The sequence below is a fragment of the Actinobacillus minor NM305 genome (genome assembly GCF_000175195.1).
GTDB classification, from domain to species: Bacteria; Pseudomonadota; Gammaproteobacteria; order Enterobacterales; family Pasteurellaceae; genus Haemophilus_A; species Haemophilus_A minor.
The window spans coordinates 1-12883 of sequence record NZ_ACQL01000162.1 but is presented as its reverse complement, the minus strand read 5'-3'; the positions used below and the strand labels follow the sequence as shown (position 1 = coordinate 12883).

The 12883-nt window shown below is 40.8% G+C and carries 15 protein-coding genes; 11 read left to right on the top strand and 4 right to left on the bottom strand.

The genetic code is table 11. The features are described 5' to 3' along the window. Positions 1-67 precede the first annotated feature (67 nt). The 3 genes from mfd to AM305_RS11010 all read right to left on the bottom strand — a co-directional run bounded on the left by mfd (position 68) and on the right by AM305_RS11010 (position 5359). Positions 68-3520 (bottom strand): transcription-repair coupling factor, encoded by a 3453-nt coding sequence (gene mfd / locus AM305_RS11020; RefSeq protein ID WP_005826093.1) that lies wholly within the window; start codon positions 3518-3520, stop codon positions 68-70. Between the two features lie 145 nt (positions 3521-3665). Continuing rightward, entirely contained in the window at positions 3666-4646 is a 981-nt protein-coding gene (locus tag AM305_RS11015; RefSeq protein WP_005826091.1) for a nucleotidyl transferase AbiEii/AbiGii toxin family protein, read from the bottom strand. Then, complete coding sequence (locus AM305_RS11010; RefSeq protein WP_005826089.1) at positions 4643-5359, bottom strand: DUF6088 family protein; 717 nt, start codon at positions 5357-5359, stop codon at positions 4643-4645. Before AM305_RS11010 ends, AM305_RS11015 begins: the two co-directional genes overlap by 4 nt. A gap of 252 nt (positions 5360-5611) precedes the next feature. Between AM305_RS11010 and AM305_RS11005 the strand changes: the two genes are divergently transcribed. Genes AM305_RS11005 through rraB form a run of 4 tightly spaced genes read left to right on the top strand, consistent with a single transcriptional unit; the run spans position 5612 to position 7945 of the window. Next, on the top strand, positions 5612-6439 hold the full coding sequence (locus AM305_RS11005; RefSeq protein ID WP_005826088.1) for a ZIP family metal transporter: 828 nt from the start codon (positions 5612-5614) through the stop codon (positions 6437-6439). Positions 6440-6442: 3 nt separating this feature from the next. Continuing rightward, positions 6443-6877 carry a DUF805 domain-containing protein gene (locus AM305_RS11000; protein ID WP_005826087.1) on the top strand — a complete coding sequence of 145 codons (435 nt, stop codon included), beginning with the start codon at positions 6443-6445 and terminating at the stop codon, positions 6875-6877. Beyond that, positions 6874-7500 carry a ribosome biogenesis GTP-binding protein YihA/YsxC gene (yihA, locus tag AM305_RS10995; RefSeq protein WP_005818190.1) on the top strand — a complete coding sequence of 209 codons (627 nt, stop codon included), beginning with the start codon at positions 6874-6876 and terminating at the stop codon, positions 7498-7500. The genes AM305_RS11000 and yihA overlap by 4 nt, the downstream gene beginning before the upstream one ends. Position 7501: 1 nt before the next feature. Then, positions 7502-7945, top strand: a complete 444-nt coding sequence (rraB, locus tag AM305_RS10990; RefSeq protein WP_005826086.1) for a ribonuclease E inhibitor RraB — start codon at positions 7502-7504, stop codon at positions 7943-7945. Between the two features lie 255 nt (positions 7946-8200). Here the strand turns inward: rraB and tusA are convergent, their stop codons facing one another. Continuing rightward, positions 8201-8440, bottom strand: coding sequence for a sulfurtransferase TusA (gene tusA, locus AM305_RS10985; RefSeq protein ID WP_005826085.1), 240 nt, complete (start codon positions 8438-8440; stop codon positions 8201-8203). An 85-nt stretch (positions 8441-8525) separates the two neighbouring features. On the opposite strand from tusA, the gene AM305_RS10980 reads away from it, so the two are divergent. From AM305_RS10980 to fur, 7 genes are all read left to right on the top strand, one after another. After that, positions 8526-8993 carry an FxsA family protein gene (locus AM305_RS10980; protein WP_005826084.1) on the top strand — a complete coding sequence of 156 codons (468 nt, stop codon included), beginning with the start codon at positions 8526-8528 and terminating at the stop codon, positions 8991-8993. Further along, the gene (locus AM305_RS10975; RefSeq protein WP_005826083.1) at positions 8993-9841 is read left to right on the top strand and encodes a DMT family transporter; all 849 of its coding nucleotides are present in this window, start codon (positions 8993-8995) and stop codon (positions 9839-9841) included. Before AM305_RS10980 ends, AM305_RS10975 begins: the two co-directional genes overlap by 1 nt. Continuing rightward, positions 9838-10512 (top strand): pseudouridine synthase, encoded by a 675-nt coding sequence (locus tag AM305_RS10970; RefSeq protein ID WP_005826082.1) that lies wholly within the window; start codon positions 9838-9840, stop codon positions 10510-10512. Before AM305_RS10975 ends, AM305_RS10970 begins: the two co-directional genes overlap by 4 nt. Further along, entirely contained in the window at positions 10505-11266 is a 762-nt protein-coding gene (gene nudC, locus AM305_RS10965; protein ID WP_005826080.1) for an NAD(+) diphosphatase, read from the top strand. The genes AM305_RS10970 and nudC overlap by 8 nt, the downstream gene beginning before the upstream one ends. A 127-nt stretch (positions 11267-11393) precedes the next feature. Continuing rightward, on the top strand, positions 11394-11687 hold the full coding sequence (ybfE, locus tag AM305_RS10960; protein WP_005826078.1) for a LexA regulated protein: 294 nt from the start codon (positions 11394-11396) through the stop codon (positions 11685-11687). 10 nt (positions 11688-11697) lie between these two features. Continuing rightward, positions 11698-12222 (top strand): flavodoxin FldA, encoded by a 525-nt coding sequence (fldA, locus tag AM305_RS10955; RefSeq protein WP_005826076.1) that lies wholly within the window; start codon positions 11698-11700, stop codon positions 12220-12222. A gap of 27 nt (positions 12223-12249) precedes the next feature. After that, complete coding sequence (gene fur / locus AM305_RS10950) at positions 12250-12696, top strand: ferric iron uptake transcriptional regulator (RefSeq protein WP_005826073.1); 447 nt, start codon at positions 12250-12252, stop codon at positions 12694-12696. Positions 12697-12883 lie beyond the last annotated feature (187 nt).

Genomic DNA, 12883 nt, shown 5'->3' with positions numbered 1-12883 from the left:
ATTTATTTGGGGTTTGTCATCAGTCTAAGCCACGTACTGTGGCTACTTATTTTTGAAATTTTGAGAACTACAGAGCCAATCCCTCAATCAACTCCACCACAAACGCCAAACGATCTTCCGCCCGTTCCATTGGCTTGGTAAAGCGGAATTTCAATGGGCCGTCAAATTTATAGACATTTTTATCCGCTTGGATCAGTTTTAAAAACTTCATCGGATCAGGCGTTGCGGTTGGTTTAAACTCTAGATAACCGCCGTTGATCCCTGCATCAACTTTTTTCAACTGTAACCCTTTTGCCAAATGGCGTAACTGAGTAATTTGGAACAGGTTTTTCGTGGCTTCTGGCAGTAAACCGAAGCGGTCAATCAGTTCGATTTTCAGATCTTTTAAGGCTTCATCACTCTCTGCACTGGCAATGCGTTTGTAGAACGACAAACGCATATTCACATCAGGCAGATAATCATCAGGCAGTAACGCAGGCACTCGCAATTCAATATCCACTTGCTGTTGGGTGATTTCGTCCAAGGTCGGTTCACGCCCTTCTTGCAAGGCTTTGACCGCATTTTCAAGCAATTCCATATAGAGTGAAAAACCTAAGCTCTCAATCTGTCCGCTCTGTTCGCTCCCCAGCAGTTCACCCGCTCCACGAATTTCAAGATCGTGGGTCGCCAGCACAAAGCCTGCGCCAAGGTTATCAATGCTACTCATCGCTTCTAACCGCTGTTGTGCATCTTTGGTCAGCGTTTTTGGCGGTGGGGTTAGCATATAGGCATAAGCTTGGTGGTGCGAACGTCCGACACGCCCACGCAGTTGGTGTAGCTGTGCCAAGCCGAATTTATCCGCTCGCTCAATAATAATGGTATTGGCGGTCGGCACGTCAATCCCTGTTTCAATAATGGTTGAGCAAACCAACAGATTAAAACGTTGATGGTAGAAATCAGACATTACTCGTTCCAACTCACGTTCTCGCATCTGCCCGTGTCCGATCACAATACGAGCTTCTGGCACTAGCTCAGCAAGTTGTTGAGCGGTATTTTCAATAGTCGCCACATCATTATGCAAATAATACACTTGTCCGCCACGCAGGATTTCACGCAAAATCGCTTCTTTGATCACCGTATCATCGCTTTGTCGCACAAAGGTTTTAATTGATAAACGGCGAGCCGGCGGACTGGCGATAATCGACAGATCTCGCATTCCGTTCAACGCCATATTGAGCGTTCTAGGAATTGGCGTTGCTGTGAGCGTAAGAATATCAATGTTGGCACGCAGTTGCTTAATTCGCTCTTTTTGACGCACGCCGAAACGGTGCTCTTCGTCAATTACCAGCAAACCAAGATCCTTAAACTGCACATCTTCTTGCAATAATTTATGCGTGCCGACCAAAATATCGACCTTGCCGTCCGCCACTTTCGCCAGAATTTCTTTCTGCTCTTTGGCGGTTTTGAAGCGAGAAAGCACTTCCACATTGATCGGATAATTAGCAAAACGATCTTTAAAATTCTCAAAATGTTGTTGTGCCAACAAGGTTGTTGGGGCAAGGATCGCCACTTGTTTATGGTTCATTACCGCCAAGAAGGTCGCTCGCATTGCAACTTCGGTTTTACCAAAGCCAACATCACCACACACGAGGCGATCCATCGCTTTCGGCAAGCACATATCGCTAATCACTGCATTGATCGCCGTTTTCTGATCTTCGGTTTCTTCAAACGGGAAAGTGTTGCTAAATTGCACGAACGCATCACGATCATACTCGAACGCAAAGCCTTTTTGTGACTCGCGTTTCGCATAGACATCCAGCAACTCCGCCGCCACATCACGAATTTTCTCCGCAGCTTTTTGGCGAGTTTTAGCCCAAGCTTCCGAGCCCAATTTATGCAACGGGGCATTTTCGTCCGTGCCGCCGATATAACGGCTAATCAAATGAAGCGAAGCCACAGGCACATAAAGTTTGGCATCGTTGGCATAATGCAACACAAGGTATTCCGCCTTAATGCCGCCTGCATCAAGGGTGGTTAAACCGCCATAACGCCCCACACCGTTTTCCAAATGCACCACTGCTTGCCCGATTTTCAGTTCGGCAAGGTTGCGGATCAAAGTATCAGGATTAACAGTTTTACGGCTCTTCTCTTGTCGGCGACTTTGCTGAACTTTTTCGCCTAACAGATCCGTTTCGCAAATTATCGCCAGTTTTTGACCGCTTGTTTCAATAATAAAACCTTGATCAAGCGGTGAGATCAGTAAAGAAATTGGCGAATTGATCTCTGCCAGTTGCTTCACTTGCTTTGGTTTAATATTTAACGGTGCAAGTAGCTCCAGCAAGGTTTCCCGTCTGCCTTCCGTTTCCACCGAAAAGAGAATTTGCCCCTTGAATGTCTGCTGAAACTGTAAAAAAGCGGCAAAAGGCTCTTTTTGGTTGGATTGCACCGCAATGTCAGGTAGTGGCTCAAGGTTGGCGTTCTGCTTCGCCGCCGAACTGCGGACTTTCTCGTTGGTTAAAGTTAAACGAGGATAGCCTTTTAGCTGTTGGTTAATCTGATCGATATTAAACCAAAGCTGTTCAGGTGGAAGTAGCGGTCGCATCGGATCGACACGGCGACTTTCATAACGTCTTGCGGTATCTTGTTGAAATTGCTCGGCTTTTTGCTGGATATCGGCAAAGGTAATAAACAACGTCTGTTCAGGCAGATACTCAAACAGGCTCGCCATTTGCTCAAAAAAGAGCGGTTGCCAGTATTCAATCCCTGCATTCAAAATGCCTTTGCTCACCTGCTGATAAATATGCTCAGGTTCGCGGCGGATTTCACCGAATTGTTCACGGAACTTGCCACGAAAATACTCGATCCCGTTGCTATCTGTCGGGAATTCGTGGGCTGGTAATAAATTGATTTCGTCTATCTGTTCAATGGTACGTTGATTATCCACATCAAAGGTGCGGATCGTGTCAATTTCATCATCAAAAAAGTCCAAACGATAAGGCGAGTCTGCCCCCATTGGATAGAGATCGAGCAACGCCCCACGCACTGCATATTCGCCATATTCCAGCACCTGTTCCACCGCTCGATAGCCGGCATTTTCCAGCTGTAAACGCAATTTCTCAATCGAAAAACGGTCGCCTTTTTTAATCAACAGTACATTGTTCGCCAAATAACTCGGTGGACAAACTTTTTGTAATAAGGTATTGATTGGCAACAGAAAAATCTGCTTCTGTCCTTGTTGTAACTGAAATAACGCAGATAAACGAGCAGAAATAATGTCTTGATGTGGCGAAAAATTGTCGTAAGGCAAGGTTTCCCAGTCAGGAAAAAGCTGAACAGGCAGTTTCGTGAAGCTCGGTAAACTTTTTTCCAACCGTAACGCTGTGCGGGTGTCAGGTGTCACCACCACCGTCAAGCCTTGAAACTGCTGGCTAGCTTGCACAATCGCAAGGGTATCCGAATGCCCGATTAAGTTGCCTAAAGTTTGATGATCTTGATGTGTACTGTCCGCTTTCGGCAGACGAAATTGAAGTTCAAATGACATACAAGCGGTTTGATTTATCCGAAATGTTGCAAATGAATGGATTGTACTCGCTATGGGAGTTTGTTGCAAAAAATTAGGAAAATATGACCGCTTGTAGAGAAAGTTTTTTGTAGCAACGAGATTCAAAACACATATGCCACAAATTTTAAGGCAGGCTTAACGTCCATTTTACATTGTCAACTCTATCTCTCACTTGAGCTAAAGTCTGCTGAATATCTTTTGCAGCAGGAAGATCACCGTATATCAATTTGCTAAAATCATTTAGATAAGTGGCATTAAGTAGCTCCCATATCTCACTATCATTAAATATGATCGCCTCTTTTGGATGGTATTGAAGCCAGCGATTGTTATTTTTAAAACTGTCCACATCATCATTCGCCACTTTATTCAACATCATCTCAAAGCCATCTGAATAGAAAAATTGAGTCAATTCCTTATTTTTCAGCATTTGATGAATATCATACAAATGCCTAATTTTATTCCTTAAAGCAATAATAGGATCTTTATCATACGAAAAACGCACCAAGCTCATTATTTTTTCGCATAATGTTCTTGTTGCCTGTAATACTCGAATGTCAAAAGGTTGCAGTTCGTATTGCTCGACTAGGTTTGGTTGATGATTTTCAAGTAATACCTTACCAATTAGAGAAGAAATCTGCTGACAAGCAAAGGGTTCATAGTAGCCGAGCCAAGTAGCCTCAAGCACAATAAAATCTCTCACTTGTCCAAAATCGCCACCAAAATAGTGAGAATAGGCGTGGGCCGTTTTTCGGATTTTGCCGATCTTGTGGGTAATACCTTCTATGTCGATTTCAGGAAGAATATCAGAAAGCACTGTGCTAATCGCTTTAATTTTCCTTTTCGACTGATTATCTGTTTCTGTCTCTGTTCGTAAAATCACTAAATCAATATCTTCGGAAAATCGTGCGATTAAGTTATAGCATTTTGCCAGTGATGTTCCCCCTTTGAATACTAAATATTCTTTAGTAGTAGGGTGAGTAAAGAGTATTTTTAGGGCATAAGTTACCCAGTAGTCTTTTTCAATGTAAATAGGCAGTATATTCAGCTTTTCGGCAGTGTATCGAACGGCTTGTTCAAAGACTTTTTTATCTTGATGTAAAATCATTTAATGTTCCATTTTTTTGCAGAAGGAAAAAGATCTGAAATGCCATAATTATATGTAGTAATAGGGTTCAAGGAACGCCGTAAGTCTGCTGCATCAATATTTTGCTGTTCCAACATAAACCCCAATAAAGCTCTCACTGAAGGCGGATATTTGTTGGATAAATTTAGCAACTCAAGCATTTCAGCAGCCGTAAGTTGCTGCAACAAAATAGACAGCCGTGCTATTGATTTTTCAACGGTTGTGTCAGGAATTTTCTTGATGTAACGAATTGCGTCAAGCAGTTGTAATAGTGGCACATTTTCTTTAGTAATTTTGTTTTTTTGCAAAATGAAATTGATTTTGTAGTAATCCCTTTGCAACGCCGGGCGGATCGTATTTTTGGCAATTTGTATAGTTGAACTAACTTGCGTTGTTAATCCAAGCTTATTGTATATGCTTAGTCCGGTTAAATAGCCTATGATAGTATCTCCAGCTTTCAGCAGGTCTTTAACAACTTCTTCTTCAGAGGCTTTTAATACCCCGAAAATACTCTGCTCAGGCTTATAGAACTTTCCTTTAGAAAGTTTTACCAACTCGCCTTTTTGGACTTTACGATTTAAGGCTTTAATCGCCGCTTGCGTATAATCTGGATTATCAATTAAGTCGTTATAACCGAAAATAACGCCTGTTGCTACATTGCTTAAAGCAATCTCAATCAGTTGTGTTACTCGCATACACCCTCTAATTTGTCCTGTTTTTTTTATAAAAAACTGGACAAATTGTATCTAAAAATAAAACAATTTCAAGAAATGTTCAGTTTTTGATGCAAAAATTAGGAAAATCTGACCGCTTTTATTGGCAAGCTGTTGGTTTAAGTCAAAAACTTACAAATAAAAAATAAAAGCGATATGTGAGACTTGTCTATCGCTTTTTTGTTATGATTACGTTGTACCAAATACTTTTCTATTTTTAAGATAAGGTTCACAATGTTTGATTATTTTTTATCACTACATCCCATTATGCAAGCCTTTATTGCCGGTTTGTTTACTTGGGGATGTACGATTTTTGGCTCTTCATTCGTTTACTTCTTTAAAACGGTAAACCGTAAATTATTAGATATGATGATGGGCTTTGCCGGAGGGGTAATGATTGCGGCCTCTTTTTGGTCGCTTTTAGCACCTGCACTGGAATATGCTGAAGCAGATTACGGTTCTTTAGCGTGGCTGCCTGCGGCGATTGGTTTTCTCCTTGGTGGCTTTTTTATCCGTTTGATCGACTACGTTGTACCACATTTACATTTGAGTAAACCGATTGAAGAAGCGGAAGGTATGCAACCTAAAAAGGGTTTATCAAAAAGTATGTTACTTTTTTTGGCGATTACCATTCACAACATTCCTGAAGGTTTAGCTATCGGGGTAACATTTGGGGCATTGGCAACGCAAGTACCCGGCGTGGATGCTTCTATTATGGGGGCGATTGGATTAGCGATTGGGATTGGTTTACAAAATATTCCTGAAGGTTCATCACTTTCCCTTCCTATTCGAGGTGAAGGGCATTCTCGCTGGAAAGCCTTTTGGTATGGCTCAATGTCTGCAGTTGTTGAGCCGATTGCAGCTGTAATTGGCGCTGCGTTTGTTTTATCGATGACGGCGATTTTACCTTATGCTTTGGCGTTTGCGGCAGGGGCGATGATTTTCGTTGTCGTGGAAGAGTTAATCCCTGAATCGCAAAGTAATGGGAATACCGATATTGCTACCTTAAGCCTGATGGCTGGCTTTGTAGTAATGATGGTTCTTGATGTTGCATTAGGATAAGTTATGATTTGGTATAAAGGACTTTTTAGTTTTCAAGGGCGGTTAAATCGACAAGGTTTTTGGACAGGGATTGCGATTAACTTTGTTTTTCTCTTCATTTTGGTAAATTGTTTGCCAAATCCGACCGCTTTTAACGCTGTAATGCTGTTACCCTTGGCAATCAGCCTATATAGTTGCCTATCGGTTATTGTAAAACGGCTACACGACAGAAACCGCTCGGGCAAAAATGCATTTATTTTATGTGTCCCAATTGCTTGTTATTTGATGGCACAATCAAGCACAGGCGATATCGCTTGGCTACTCGGTTTGCTTATGCCGATGTTGATTTGCACTATCGTTTTTTTAGAATGGGGCTTTTTTCGCAGTTATCCGCAAGCTAATCAATATGGAGAACAAGGCTTGACTTTTATTTTTAAAGAGAAACTCAAAACGTTATGACAGAACAAATTAAACTGAATTACCATAAAACAAAATTTTTAACTTCTGCGCCGGATATTCGTCATTTGCCGGAAGATAGCGGCATTGAAATTGCTTTCGCAGGGCGATCTAATGCGGGAAAATCTACTTCTCTGAATGCTTTAACCAACCAAAAGAACTTAGCTCGCACGTCCAAAACACCGGGGCGAACACAGTTGATTAACTTGTTTGAAGTGGAACCGCAATGTAAATTGGTGGATCTACCGGGCTATGGTTATGCTGCCGTACCGGAACAGATGAAATTGCAATGGCAAAAAGCATTAGGTGAGTACCTACAAAAACGTGAATGTTTACGTGGTGTTGTTATCCTAATGGACATTCGCCACCCGTTGAAAGATTTAGACCAACAGATGATTGAATGGGCGGTTTCAGCAGAATTACCTGTTCTACTACTTTTAACAAAAGCAGATAAGCTGAGCCAATCTGCCCGTAGCAAAACAGTTAAAATGGTTAGAGAAGCCATTTTACCTTTCCAAGGCGATGTGCAAGTAGAAGCCTATTCCGCCTTAAATAAAATTGGAATTGATAAACTTTCAGCAAAATTAGATAGCTGGTTTGCTGAAGCCTTTGTAGCAGGAGAATAAGATGTACGATTTAACTTTATTACGCCAAGAAACAGATGAAATCATTCAAAATTTATTAGATGATGGATCAGATCCAGAGGCGCTTTATATTATTGAGCACCACGTTGCTCACCACGATTTTGATAAATTAGAGAAACTCGTTGTCGATGCTTATAAACTAGGCTATGAAATCTCTGATGCAGAAGAAGTTGAAGAAGAGGGTAAAGTATTCTTTGTTTGTGATATTGTGAGTGAAATCAATCTCAATGCTGATTTAATTACAGCACAGCAAAAAGAGCTACTGCCTTTAATTGAAAAAGCCGGTGCGGAATATGAAGGCTGGGGAACTTATTTTGAAGATCCAAACGGCGAAGAGGATGAATACGGCGATGATGGTGAATTTTTTGACGAACACGATGAAGATTTTGACTTCGATGAAGTAGAAATTACTCGTACTCGTCATTAAAATTCCGGCTGATTGTCGGTCGGGGGTGTTTGCCCGAAATGCCGTGGGCTTCACCCACGGTTACGCATAAAACCGCCCTGCTAGGGCGGTTGTTGTACAACTCTCTTATTATTTCCCTCCCTCCGTTTACGGAGGGAGGTGCCGAAGGCGGAGGGAGGGAAAATATATTAAAAAAGGGAGCAAATCACAATTGATCGCTCCCTACAATAGATTTTCAATTTTGTGCAATAACAATAATATTACGATTTTGCAGAATTATAAGCCCTTTTGTACCCAATACTGATAAGGTTGGGTATCTGTTTCGCTTTTTAACAGGCGGTGATCCATAAACTCGCAAAAGCTTGGAATATCACGAGTTGTGGCAGGATCATCGGCAATAATATGTAAAATTTCGCCCACTTGCATATTACGGATGGTTTTACGCACAAGCATTACCGGTTCGGGGCAACGTAGCCCAAGTGTATTTAATGTTTCATTAATGTTGAATTCTGTCATTTTATTCCCTATATCTATTACTCAATAGATGATCGTTACTATTACGGTTATTTTAAAAGTTCAAATCAAAATAAGGAAGCCTATTATGCCACTCTTATTTATTCTGTTTGGGATTATTTTATATATTTATGGCGAATTATCTTTATTGGTCAGCGTTGGAAGTTATCTTGGCGTTTTCCCAACTATTTTATTGCTGATTGCGATTTCCGCATTAGGATTATGGTTTGTCAAACTTCGTGGTCTTTATACGATGTATTCTATTCGTAAAGAACTTAGCGAAGGAAAATTACCGGCAGAGTCGCTGATGAGTTCTGTGCTATTTGTTTTTGCCGGTATTTTACTGATTATCCCCGGTTTTTTAAGCGATATTTTGGCGATTTTATGTGTGCTTCCTTTTACACGAAAAATGATGATGGCAATGCTCGGGCGTGTCTTTAAAAAGCGGGTCAGTTTTATGCAATTTGGAAGCTATCAAACCTCGCACGCAAAAGATGACACCATTATTGATGCAGAATTCGAAAGGCAACAAGATCAAGATAAATGGATTAAATAATGAATAAACACACTTTAGCGTTGCTAAAAGTTCATAGTACCGCCGTTCTTTTCGGAGCTTCCGGAATTTTTGGGGCTTTAATTCAAAGTAGTGCGGATACACTGGTATTAGGGCGAGTTTGGATCGCCTTTTTTATGATCTCTTTGTATTTTATTTGGAAAAAACAACCGCTTGTCTCGTTATCTAAAAAAGAACTTGGGCAACTTGCGCTTTCAGGCGCATTATTAGCTGCTCACTGGGTAACTTTTTTCGTTGCGGTAAAAGTCGGTGGTGTGGCTTTAGCCACTTTAGGTTTTGCCAGTTTCCCCGCCTTTGTTGCGCTATTTGAAGTGATCTTTTTTAAAGAAAAATTACATTTAAAAGAAATCATCTTATTAGTGGCGATTACTATCGGGCTAATTTTAGTCACCCCTGAATTTACGCTGGGAAGTGAAGGAACACAAGGCTTGCTTTGGGGCGTTTTTTCTGCGCTGTCTTACGGTATTTTAGCGATTGTGAACCGTAAAAGTATGAGCAAACTATCCGGCACACAAGCAAGCTGGTGGCAATATCTTTTTGCAGGGTTGATTTTGTTGCCGTTTTCTGCGGAAAAATTATTGGTGGTTTCAGCGGTAGATTGGTTCTGGATCTTTTGTATCGGCTTTTTATGTACAACGGTGGCTTATACATTATTTGTTTCCAGCCTTGATACCATCAATGCGCGTACCGCTTCAATGATTATTTCATTGGAACCGGTTTACGCCATCGCTATTGCTTGGATCTGTTTTAACGAAGTACCAACGCTCACAATGTTTATAGGTGGGGCGATTATTCTTCTTTCTGTTGCTTGGGCGAATTTAAAAAAATGAGTATGTTTAAACGAGCAAATCCGAGATGGCATAAGCAAAATAAATCACAAAAACGACCGCTTACAACTCGATTAAATTTAGAAGAAACGATCATCGTCCTGTTCAATAAACCTTATGATGTCTTGACCCAATTTACCGATGAACAGGGGCGAAAGACCTTAAAGGATTTTATTGATATTCCGAAAATTTATCCCGTTGGGCGATTAGATCGAGATAGCGAAGGTTTATTACTGCTTACCAATAATGGCGAAATACAGCACCGACTTGCACATCCTAAATTCGAGAAAGAGAAAACTTACTGGGTTCAAGTGGAGGGCATTCCCTCGCAGGCTGATTTAGCCAAATTAGAGAAAGGTGTTGAACTCAAAGATGGTTTAACGCAACCGGCAAAAGCAAAACAGATTGAAGCACCTGATTTTGATTGGCAAACAGCACCTAAAATTCGAGAGCGTAAAACCATTCCCACGAGCTGGATTGAACTTAAAATTACCGAAGGGAAAAATCGTCAAGTCCGAAGAATGACTGCTCATATTGGTTTTCCAACCTTAAGGCTTATTCGTGTCGGGCTTGGGCATTATCAACTCGGAGAGTTGGGGAGTGGCGAATATCAAGTGTTATCGTTGTCGGAAAAAAGCCGGTTATTTAAACAACTAGGATTGAGAAATGAGTAAAGCATATTGGATTATCGTGAAAGAATTTGATGTTGCCTTAAAGGATAATCAACTTTTAATGGGAAGTGAGCAAGAGCTTGGGTTCGTTGGGCGAAATAAAATTCAAATGGGTGAATATCAAGGTTTACCGGTATATTTATTACAAGCTGAAGCGCAAGATAATCATCGTGAATTTACGTTTTTACGTAGCCAAATTGCCCGCCCAAAAACTGAAGCAAATTTATTACATCGTGCGGTTTCGTTAAACCATTTTTTACTCACGCACCGCTTTTGCGGAAAATGCGGTCAAAAAACAGAGATTGCACCCAATGAATTGGCGGTGCATTGCGAACATTGTGGACACCGTAGCTATCCCGTGATCAGCCCCTCTATTATTGTCGCGGTTCGCAAGGGGAAACAAATTTTATTGGCAAATCATTTACGCCACAAAGGGACGATTTATACTACTTTGGCGGGGTTTGTTGAAGCAGGTGAAGATGTTGAACAAACCATTGAAAGAGAAATTTTTGAAGAAACTGGGATCAAAGTTAAAAATGTACGCTATTTTGGTAGCCAGCCTTGGGCTTTTCCCAATTCATTGATGTTAGGTTTTTTAGCGGACTATGCAAGCGGTGAAATTTCGTTGCAAGAAGACGAAATTGTAGATGCTAAATGGTTTGACTATGATAAGCCTTTGCCAGAATTACCACCCAAAGGAACCATTGCATTAGCTTTAATTCAAAAAACGTTAGAATTATGTGCGAATGAGAATTGATGGGTGTTATGCCGTTCAAAACAGATAAAGAATATGGTATAGTAGGCATTTAATAAGTAGCTTATCATTCTCAATTAGCAAAAGTGATTGATATGATAGGTAGCAAAAGCCCATCAAATGGAACATTATGGCAAAACAAGACGCAGATTGTATAACCCTTGATTTGTTTGCAAGCGTGCCAAAAGTTGGGCGACCTCGAACAAATCCTCTTAGTCGAGAGCAACAAGTTCGTATTAACAAACGTAATCAACTTAGGCGAGATCGTTCATTTGGTCTAAAACGGGTTGAATTAAAGTTACACACTGATTTGGTGCAATCGCTTGAAAAGGAAGCCGCTCAACGTGGAATAACACGCGGACAACTCATTGAAAATATTTTAAATCGTTATTTCAGTGGAAACACTGAAGCAGAAGCAAAGTAGGTAATTTAATATGGCAGCAGTAGGTTTATTCTACGGTAGTGATACTGGTAATACAGAAAATATCTCAAAAATGATTCAAAAAGAACTAGGTGCAAACTTAGTTGATATTCGTGATATTGCCAAAAGTACAAAAGAAGATATTGAAGCATATGATTTCTTAATGTTTGGTATTCCAACGTGGTACTACGGTGAATCTCAAGCAGATTGGGATGATTTTATGCCAACTTTAAAAGAAATTGATTTTAACGGCAAAGTGGTGGCTATTTTTGGCTGTGGTGACCAAGAAGATTACGCAGAATACTTCTGTGATGCAATGGGAACCGTACGTGATGTGGTAGAACCGAATGGTGGTGTGATTGTTGGGCTTTGGCCAACCGATGGTTATACTTTTGAATCATCTCAAGCGTTAGTTGATGAGAATACCTTTGTCGGGCTTTGTATCGATGAAGATCGTCAGCCTGAATTAACCAACGAACGCGTAAAAGCGTGGTGTAAGCAATTAACCGAAGAAATGTGTCTTGATCAATTGGCATAATTTAAAACAAGGACAAAGGTGGCAGTTATGTCTGAAGAAAATACCAAATTATTAAAAAGTGTAGGTTTAAAAGTAACAGAACCTCGCTTAACAATCCTTGCTCTGATGCAAGAAACTCGTGAGCAAATGCAACATTTCTCTGCGGAAGACATTTATAAGCTATTACTGGAACGTGAATCGGATATTGGCTTAGCAACCGTTTATCGTGTGCTAAATCAATTTGAAGAGGTGGGTATTCTTGTTAAACACAACTTTGATGCGAATAAAGCCGTATTTGAGTTAAATATTGAACAGGATCATGACCATATTATCTGTATTGATTGTGGCAAAGTCTTTGAATTTAAAGATCCGGATATTGAACGCCGCCAGCGTGAAATCAGTGAAAAACACGGGATCAAATTAGCAACGCATAGCTTATATCTCTATGGCAACTGCCATGATATTAGTCATTGTGATGCGAAAGAGAAAAAATAGTTCCCCCCTAAATACTTCCCTCCAATTTGCAAAACATTGCCTAAATTTAACCGCTTTTAGAGCTATAGGGGCGGGTCTGTGTACCCGCCCTTTTTTTACTCTCGCCCCTTGTGGGAGGGAGTGAAATTATACATCCCGATTGACAAACCCGTGGGCTACACCCACGGGTTTCCGCCCCCTACAAAAA

Excerpts from the sequence above, each read along its gene's own strand:
- rraB (WP_005826086.1), top strand. The coding sequence starts at position 7,502 with ATGTACGATTTAACTTTATTACGCCAAGAAACAGATGAAATCATTCAA.
- ybfE (WP_005826078.1), top strand. The coding sequence starts at position 11,394 with ATGGCAAAACAAGACGCAGATTGTATAACCCTTGATTTGTTTGCAAGC.
- fur (WP_005826073.1), top strand. The coding sequence starts at position 12,250 with ATGTCTGAAGAAAATACCAAATTATTAAAAAGTGTAGGTTTAAAAGTA.
- AM305_RS11015 (WP_005826091.1), bottom strand. The coding sequence starts at position 4,646 with ATGATTTTACATCAAGATAAAAAAGTCTTTGAACAAGCCGTTCGATAC.
- AM305_RS10975 (WP_005826083.1), top strand. The coding sequence starts at position 8,993 with ATGAATAAACACACTTTAGCGTTGCTAAAAGTTCATAGTACCGCCGTT.
- AM305_RS11000 (WP_005826087.1), top strand. The coding sequence starts at position 6,443 with ATGATTTGGTATAAAGGACTTTTTAGTTTTCAAGGGCGGTTAAATCGA.
- nudC (WP_005826080.1), top strand. The coding sequence starts at position 10,505 with ATGAGTAAAGCATATTGGATTATCGTGAAAGAATTTGATGTTGCCTTA.
- tusA (WP_005826085.1), bottom strand. The coding sequence starts at position 8,440 with ATGACAGAATTCAACATTAATGAAACATTAAATACACTTGGGCTACGT.
- AM305_RS11010 (WP_005826089.1), bottom strand. The coding sequence starts at position 5,359 with ATGCGAGTAACACAACTGATTGAGATTGCTTTAAGCAATGTAGCAACA.
- AM305_RS11005 (WP_005826088.1), top strand. The coding sequence starts at position 5,612 with ATGTTTGATTATTTTTTATCACTACATCCCATTATGCAAGCCTTTATT.
- fldA (WP_005826076.1), top strand. The coding sequence starts at position 11,698 with ATGGCAGCAGTAGGTTTATTCTACGGTAGTGATACTGGTAATACAGAA.
- AM305_RS10970 (WP_005826082.1), top strand. The coding sequence starts at position 9,838 with ATGAGTATGTTTAAACGAGCAAATCCGAGATGGCATAAGCAAAATAAA.
- mfd (WP_005826093.1), bottom strand. The coding sequence starts at position 3,520 with ATGTCATTTGAACTTCAATTTCGTCTGCCGAAAGCGGACAGTACACAT.
- AM305_RS10980 (WP_005826084.1), top strand. The coding sequence starts at position 8,526 with ATGCCACTCTTATTTATTCTGTTTGGGATTATTTTATATATTTATGGC.
- yihA (WP_005818190.1), top strand. The coding sequence starts at position 6,874 with ATGACAGAACAAATTAAACTGAATTACCATAAAACAAAATTTTTAACT.